This window comes from uncultured Ralstonia sp., from assembly GCA_913056305.1.
Lineage (GTDB): Bacteria > Pseudomonadota > Gammaproteobacteria > Burkholderiales > Burkholderiaceae > Ralstonia.
In genome coordinates, this window is the sequence record CAJXMR010000240.1 from 1 (window position 1) to 6,677 (window position 6,677).

The following is a 6,677-nucleotide window of genomic DNA, read 5'->3' on the forward strand; positions in this document are numbered from 1 at the left end:
AACTTGGCCACGTAGCCGTTGGCGCCGACGCGACGCACGTGGTCTTCATTGGCCGAGCCCGACAGCGACGAGTGGATCACCACCGGAATCGACTGGAACGCCGGCTCGGTCTTGATCTTGCGCGTGAGCGTGAAGCCGTCCATCTCGGGCATTTCCAGGTCGGTCAGCACCAGCGCGATCTTGTCGCGCACGGTCTTGCCTTCGCGGGCGGCATCACGCGCGATGTTCTGCAGCGTGTCCCACGCTTCCTGGCCACTCTTGGTCATCACGAAGGGGGCGCCCATCGCTTCCAGGCCGTTGGCGATCAGCGAGCGGGCCAGGCCCGAGTCATCTGCCACCAGCAGCTTGGCGCCCGGCGGCAGCTTGATCATGCGATCGTCGACGTCAGCGGGGGCCAGATCGGCGCGGCGGGTCGGGAACACGTCGACCAGGATCTGCTCGACGTCGATCACCTGCGCCAGGCGCGAGTTGTCGGCATTGCCGTCCAGGCGCGCGAGGCTGGTGATGTTGTTGCTGCCCACGCTGGCTTCGGCCGGGAAGATCTGGCTCCACTCCAGGCGCACGATCTCGTCCACCTCTTCCACCGCAAAGCCCTGCGTGGTGCGTGCGTACTCGGTGATCAGCAGGATGTTGGCGTTGCCGTTCTTGCAGCCGATCACGCTGGCCAGGTCGATCACGGGGATGATCTGGCCGCGCACGTTGACCGCCCCCAGGATGTGGGCGCCGGCATCCGACACGTGCGTCACGGGCGGCATGACCATGATCTCGCGCACCTTGAACACGTTGATGCCGAACAGCTCGCGCTGGTCGGAGCGCTGCGATTCACCCAGGCGGAACAGCAACAGCTCGAAGCGGTTGTTGTTGATCAGGTTGCTCCGTTCATCGACTTCGTGCTGCGACATCTCATCCCCCGTTCACACACGTTATGTGGCGGTAAACGGCACGCTGGGGCGCAACTTGAAGCGGTTTTCGAATGTGCGCGTGGCGCCATCCATGGAGCGGAAAGAAATCGGCCTAGGCAACCTTAACGTGCGCGACGAGAAAGTCGAGAAACGCCCGCACGCGCGCCGGCAGATGCGCGCCGTGGCCAAGGTAGACGGCGTGGATGTCTTCGGTCTCGCCGGCATCGTAGTCTTCGAGCACGGGCACGAGGCGGCCCGCATCGAGGTCGGCGCGCACCTGGAACGCCGCCAGGCGCGCCAGGCCCAGCCCGGCCACCGCCACGGCGCGCAGGGCCTCGCCATCGCTGATCTGCGTGTTGCCCTGCGGCATGAACTCGGTGCGCCGGCCGCGTTGGATGAAGGGCCAGCCATTGACCGCGCGCGTGTAGCTGAAGGCCAGGCAGTTGTGCTGCGCCAGGTCGTCCGGCGTGCGCGGCGTGCCGGCGCGCGCCAGGTACGCGGGCGAGGCCACCACCATCAGCCGCGTCTGCCCCAGCTTGCGCGCCACCAGCCGCGAGTTCTTCAGCGGCCCGCTGCGCAGCGCCACGTCGGTGCGGTCTTCCATCAGATCAACCACCCGATCCGTGAGTGCAATGTCGAGCGACACCTGCGGATGGCATTCGAGAAACAGCGGCACGATCGGCAGCAGCAGATGCGTGCCGACCGGCACGTTGGCATTCACGCGAAGGCGCCCCTCCGGTTGCGCACCAGCAGATGCCTCACGCTCGGCCTCGTCCAGATCGGCCAGCACGGCCACGCTGCGCTCGTAGAACGCCGTGCCCTCCGGCGTGAGCTGGAAACGCCGCGTGGAGCGGTTCACCAGCCGCGCGCCAAGGCGTGCCTCCAGCCGCGCCACCAGCTTGCTCACTGCCGATGGCGTCATCCGGCATGCGCGAGCAGCGGCCGAGAAGCCGCCCTGCTCCACCACCCGCACGAAGACTTCCATCTCGCCAAAGCGATTGACATCGAGCCGCGCCATTGTGATTTGAGTTCATAGATGTTGTGCTTGTCGGCAGTCTATCGCACAGATCTGGCACACCACATACTGGCTGCCCCCCCATCTCCCGACCATCATGACAACCCGCATCAAGACCGCGCTTGTGGTAGGCGCCCAAGGCGTGATCGGCCGCAACCTGATCGGCCACCTCGCCACGCTGGACGACTGGCGCATCATCGGCCTGTCGCGCCGCGGCGGTGAATCGACGGAGCACGTCCGCCACATCGCCGTCGACCTGCTCGACGCGGCGGACGCGCGCGCCAAGCTCGGCACGCTCACCGACATCACGCACGTCTTCTACGCCGCCTATCAGGACCGCCCGACCTGGGCCGAGCTGGTGCCGCCAAACCTCGCCATGCTGACCCACGTGGTCGACGCCATCGAGGCCGCATCGCCCCGGCTCGCGCACATCAGCCTGATGCAGGGCTACAAGGTCTACGGCGGCCACCTTGGGCCCTTCAAGACGCCTGCGCGCGAGACCGATGCGCACTTCATGCCGCCCGAATTCATGTTCGACCAGCAGACCTTTCTGGAAGCGCGCCAGCACGGCAAGGCGTGGACGTGGTCGGCCATCCGCCCGGCGGTGGTTGGCGGCTTTGCGCTGGGCAACCCGATGAACCTGGCGGTGGCGATTGCCGTGTACGCATCGATGTCGAAGGAACTCGGCCTGCCGTTGCGCTTTCCCGGCAAACCCGGCGCCTACGACCATCTGCTGGAGATGACCGACGCCGGCCTGCTCGCCCGCGCCACCGTGTGGGCTGCCACCGACCCGCGCTGCGCCAACCAGGCCTTCAACATCAACAACGGCGACCTGTTCCGCTGGAGCGAGATGTGGCCCAGGATCGCGCGCTACTTCGATCTGGAAGTCGCCCCGCCGCTGCCGCTATCGCTCGAAACCGTCATGGCCGACAAGGCACCGCTGTGGCAGAACATGATCGCCAGGCACGCCCTGGCCGACACGCCGTATCGCGACGTATCGTCGTGGCGCTTTGCCGACTTCGTCTTTTCGTGGGACTACGACATGTTCGGCGACGGCGCCAAGGCACGTCGATTCGGCTTTCACGACTACGTGGAAACGGAGGCGATGTTCTATCGCATCTTCGACGACCTGCGGCAGCGCAAGATCATTCCGGGCTAGAGCGTCCGGATGCCTCGGCGGGCCCGGTCGACAATCCAATTGGGCTAGGGGGATGTCCTGACTCGGGTTCCCTCAAAAAGGGCCGATATAGTAAAGGCGGGGCGGTAGCTCATGGGTCGAGCAGCGACGGTTTGCCGCCGCAGGCAGGCAGGTTCAAGTCCTGTACGCCCCACCATTTTCTCTATGGACCGCGCTGGGTCTGAACGGCACAAAGCGCGGTATTTCAAGGCTTTGCGGGCCAGGCGCCTCCGACCGGATCGGACCGGCGCCAGGCCCGCTTTGCGTGCGCGTTGTGCATTCGAGCGGTGGGCTGTATCGTGTCGCCGATTCTCCGCGTGATGCTTTTTCAGTCGCGCGCCATGGCTCCCCCGATTTTCGCAATTCGCCCCGTGACCGATCACCCCACCCTCAGCTGGACCGACGCCGAAACCGCCACCGCCCACACCGCCCAGTGGCGCTCCGAAGCGGGCAACCCGCCGCCCAAGCGCGTCACGATCGCTGACGACCGCACCACCGCCGACGCCGCCTACCGCCAAGCGTGCGAGGGCGTCGCAATGCTCTGGCAAGGCGACTTCCAGAACGCGCGTCAACTGCTGCAAGCGATGTCCCGCCGCGCCGATCGCAAACCGCGCAAGGCGGCCACCTCGCCCCTCGATGCGTTCAACCTGCATCGCCAGGCCCAATCGCAGCGCGCCCGCACGCTCGGCATGCTGCTGATTCCGCTCGACGCCGACTACACGATCCCGTTGCGCCGCGCGCCCGACGTGCGCGACGCCTGCAACGAAGCGTACGGCGCAGGCGACGCACCGTCGGTCGTCTCGCTCCGTGAACTGCTCGGGCTGATCGGCGCGCATGAATGGCGCAAGAAAGGTGTCGAAATTCCGGCGCTGGATGGTGAGCGCATTCACCCGTACTACGGTGTCTTTTCACCGGTGCGCGGTGAATACATCGATCTGGTTGCGCAAACGCCCTTGCCGTCGCAGGCGCTGGCATTCGACGTTGGCACGGGCACCGGCGTGTTGGCGGCGGTGCTTGCGAAACGCGGCGTGAAGCGCGTCATCGGCACCGATCAGGATGCGCGCGCGCTCGCTTGCGCTCGCGAAAATCTGACGCGCCTCGGGCTTCAATCCCAGGTCGAAGTCATCGAGGCCGATCTCTTTCCCGAGGGCCGCGCGCCGCTCGTCGTGTGCAACCCGCCGTGGCTGCCGGCACGGCCCAGCTCGCCGATCGAACGGGCAGTCTATGATCCGGACAGCCGCATGCTCCGAGGCTTCCTGGATGGTCTCGCCGCGCATCTGGAGCCGAACGGCGAAGGCTGGCTGATCCTGTCGGATTTCGCCGAGCATCTCGGCTTGCGCACGCGGGATGCGCTGATGGCGATGATCGATGCCGCCGGTTTGCAAGTCGTCGGCCGCGACGACATCAAGCCGAAGCATCCGAAGGCGTCGGATGCGGAGGATCCGCTCTATCAGGCCCGCGCCGCCGAGGTCACGTCGCTCTGGCGCCTGAAAGCGCGCTAGCGCAGTTGCCGTCGAGTGGCGCGCGAGCGTTTCATCTGCCTGCCAGATACGCGAGCACGCCATGCCCGGCGGCGGCGCCGCTCGCAAAGCACGCCGTCAGCAGGTAGCCGCCCGTCGGGGCTTCCCAATCGAGCATCTCGCCCGCGCAGAACACGCCGGGCAGGCGCGCAATCATCAGATTCGCATCGAGCGCGTCGAACGCGACACCGCCCGCGCTGCTGATTGCCTCATCGATCGGCCGGGCACGCGTGAGCCGCAGCGGCAGCGCTTTGATCGCAAGTGCGAGCTGCGCGAGATCGGCGAACGCGTCTTTCGACAGGCATTCGCGCTGCAGCCCGAGCTTCACGCCCGTGATGTTCAACTTGCTCTGCAGATGGCTCGACATCGAGCGCGCACCGCGCGGGCGCATCAACTCATCTGCGACGCGCTGTGCGCTCCAGCCGGGCGCGAGGTCGAGCCAGATCGTGGTTTCACCACCTGCCGCGAGCGCATCGCGGATCGGCGCGGACAACGCATACACCAGGCTGCCTTCGATGCCTGTCTGTGTGACGACGAATTCACCCTGGCGGAATTGCAGTGCGCCATCGTCGCCGGACGCGACACCGATCGCGACGGACTTGACTGGCTGCCCCGCGAAGCGCTCCTGGAAATACGCACTCCAGTCTGCGTCGAACCCGCAGTTGGCGGGCTGGAGCGGTGCCACCCGCACGCCGCGCGCCTCCAGGCGCGGCACCCAGGCGCCATCGGAACCCAGGCGTGGCCAGCTGCCGCCGCCCATGGCGAGCACAACGGCGTCGGCGTGCACGAGGCGCTCCCCATCGGGTGTTTCAAAGCGCAGCGCCTCAGGTTGCTCAGGCAGCGCACTCCAACCAACCCACCGGTGCCGCATCTGCAGCTTCACGCCGGCTTCGCGCAGCCGGTGCAGCCACGCTCGCAGCAACGGCGCCGCTTTCATGTCGGTCGGAAATACGCGGCCCGAGCTGCCGATGAATGTCTCGATCCCAAGCCCGTGCACCCACTCGCGCAGCGCGTCGGGGCTGAAGCGGCCGATGAGCGGCGCGAGCTGCTCACGGCGCGTGCGATAGCGCCCTAGAAACGCGTCGAACGACTCCGAGTGCGTGATGTTCATCCCGCCGATGCCCGCCAGCAGGAACTTGCGGCCGGCCGACGGCATGGCGTCGAACACCTCGACGCGCATGCCTGCGCGAGCCAGGACTTCGGCGGCCATCAGCCCGGCGGGGCCTGCGCCGATCACGGCGACCAGGGGAGCGTTGTGGGATTGGGACATGCAGCAGTGGGTCGGAGAGAGATGCGGTGACGCCCGCCGCATGCGCGTTATGACACGGCGCGGGTGACGCGCATGGCACACGGGCGGGGCGCTATTGTCCCATCCCGGCTTGACTCGGGCAAACGAACGATACTGCCCGTTGCGCGCTCACGCGGCGGCCAAGCGTGACCTCACCCGCTTTTCGGTAAACTGACGCCATTGTTTCCGTTCCTCCGCAGGCGGTCGCACGTATCGATGCGAATTGCCGCGAAGCTGTTTTGACGATGTCCAATAAAACCCACGATATCCGCCCCAACCAGTCGATCGAGTTGCTGAAGGAGCTGCACATCCTGACGCGCGACGGCAAGATGAACCAGGACAGCCGCCGCAAGCTGAAACAGGTCTATCACCTGTTCCAGTTCATCGAGCCGCTGCTGGACGACGTGCAGAAAGCGAAGGGGCACGTGTCGCTCGTCGACCATGGCGCGGGCAAGTCCTACCTTGGCTTCATCCTCTACGACCTGTTCTGCAAAGAGCAGCCCGGCGATGGCGCGTCGCACATCTACGGCATCGAAACCCGCGAAGAACTGGTGACGAAGTCGACCGAGCTTGCGACCCGGCTGGGCTTCAAGGGGATGTCGTTCCTGAACCTGTCAGTGGCGGATTCGATCACGTCGGAACGCCTGCCGCCCACCATCGACGTCGTCACCGCGCTGCACGCGTGCAACACCGCCACCGACGACGCGATCCGCTTCGCGCTCGAAAAGCATGCGCAGTACATCGTGCTCGTGCCGTGCTGCCAGGCGGAGGTGGC

General features: G+C 66.3%; 6 protein-coding genes. 3 read left to right on the forward strand and 3 right to left on the reverse strand.

Annotation, left to right across the window (positions count from 1 at the left end; translation table 11 throughout):
* Both QZ609_RS23035 and QZ609_RS23040 read right to left on the reverse strand, forming a co-directional pair.
* Nucleotides 1-902: chemotaxis protein (locus tag QZ609_RS23035; RefSeq protein WP_295499852.1), on the reverse strand; the 902-nt coding region annotated here is incomplete at its 3' end.
* A gap of 112 nt (nt 903-1,014) precedes the next feature.
* Complete coding sequence (locus tag QZ609_RS23040; RefSeq protein WP_295499853.1) at nt 1,015-1,920, reverse strand: LysR family transcriptional regulator; 906 nt, start codon at nt 1,918-1,920, stop codon at nt 1,015-1,017.
* A gap of 94 nt (nt 1,921-2,014) precedes the next feature.
* Here QZ609_RS23040 and QZ609_RS23045 point away from each other — a divergent pair, with 94 nt between their 5' ends.
* Entirely contained in the window at nt 2,015-3,076 is a 1,062-nt protein-coding gene (locus QZ609_RS23045; RefSeq protein ID WP_295499855.1) for an SDR family oxidoreductase, read from the forward strand.
* A 389-nt stretch (nt 3,077-3,465) separates the two neighbouring features.
* On the forward strand, nt 3,466-4,596 hold the full coding sequence (locus tag QZ609_RS23050) for a class I SAM-dependent methyltransferase (protein WP_295499857.1): 1,131 nt from the start codon (nt 3,466-3,468) through the stop codon (nt 4,594-4,596).
* Between the two features lie 31 nt (nt 4,597-4,627).
* On the opposite strand, the gene QZ609_RS23055 is transcribed toward QZ609_RS23050, so the two are convergent.
* Entirely contained in the window at nt 4,628-5,884 is a 1,257-nt protein-coding gene (locus QZ609_RS23055; RefSeq protein WP_295499859.1) for a TIGR03862 family flavoprotein, read from the reverse strand.
* Between the two features lie 263 nt (nt 5,885-6,147).
* Here QZ609_RS23055 and QZ609_RS23060 point away from each other — a divergent pair.
* A partial coding sequence (locus QZ609_RS23060) for an SAM-dependent methyltransferase (RefSeq protein WP_295499861.1) occupies nt 6,148-6,677 on the forward strand: 530 nt, incomplete at its 3' end.

Bases quoted from the DNA above. Each gene is read 5' to 3' on its own strand.
- QZ609_RS23055 (WP_295499859.1), bottom strand. From the start codon at position 5,884: ATGTCCCAATCCCACAACGCTCCCCTGGTCGCCGTGATCGGCGCAGGC.
- QZ609_RS23045 (WP_295499855.1), top strand. From the start codon at position 2,015: ATGACAACCCGCATCAAGACCGCGCTTGTGGTAGGCGCCCAAGGCGTG.
- QZ609_RS23040 (WP_295499853.1), bottom strand. From the start codon at position 1,920: ATGGCGCGGCTCGATGTCAATCGCTTTGGCGAGATGGAAGTCTTCGTG.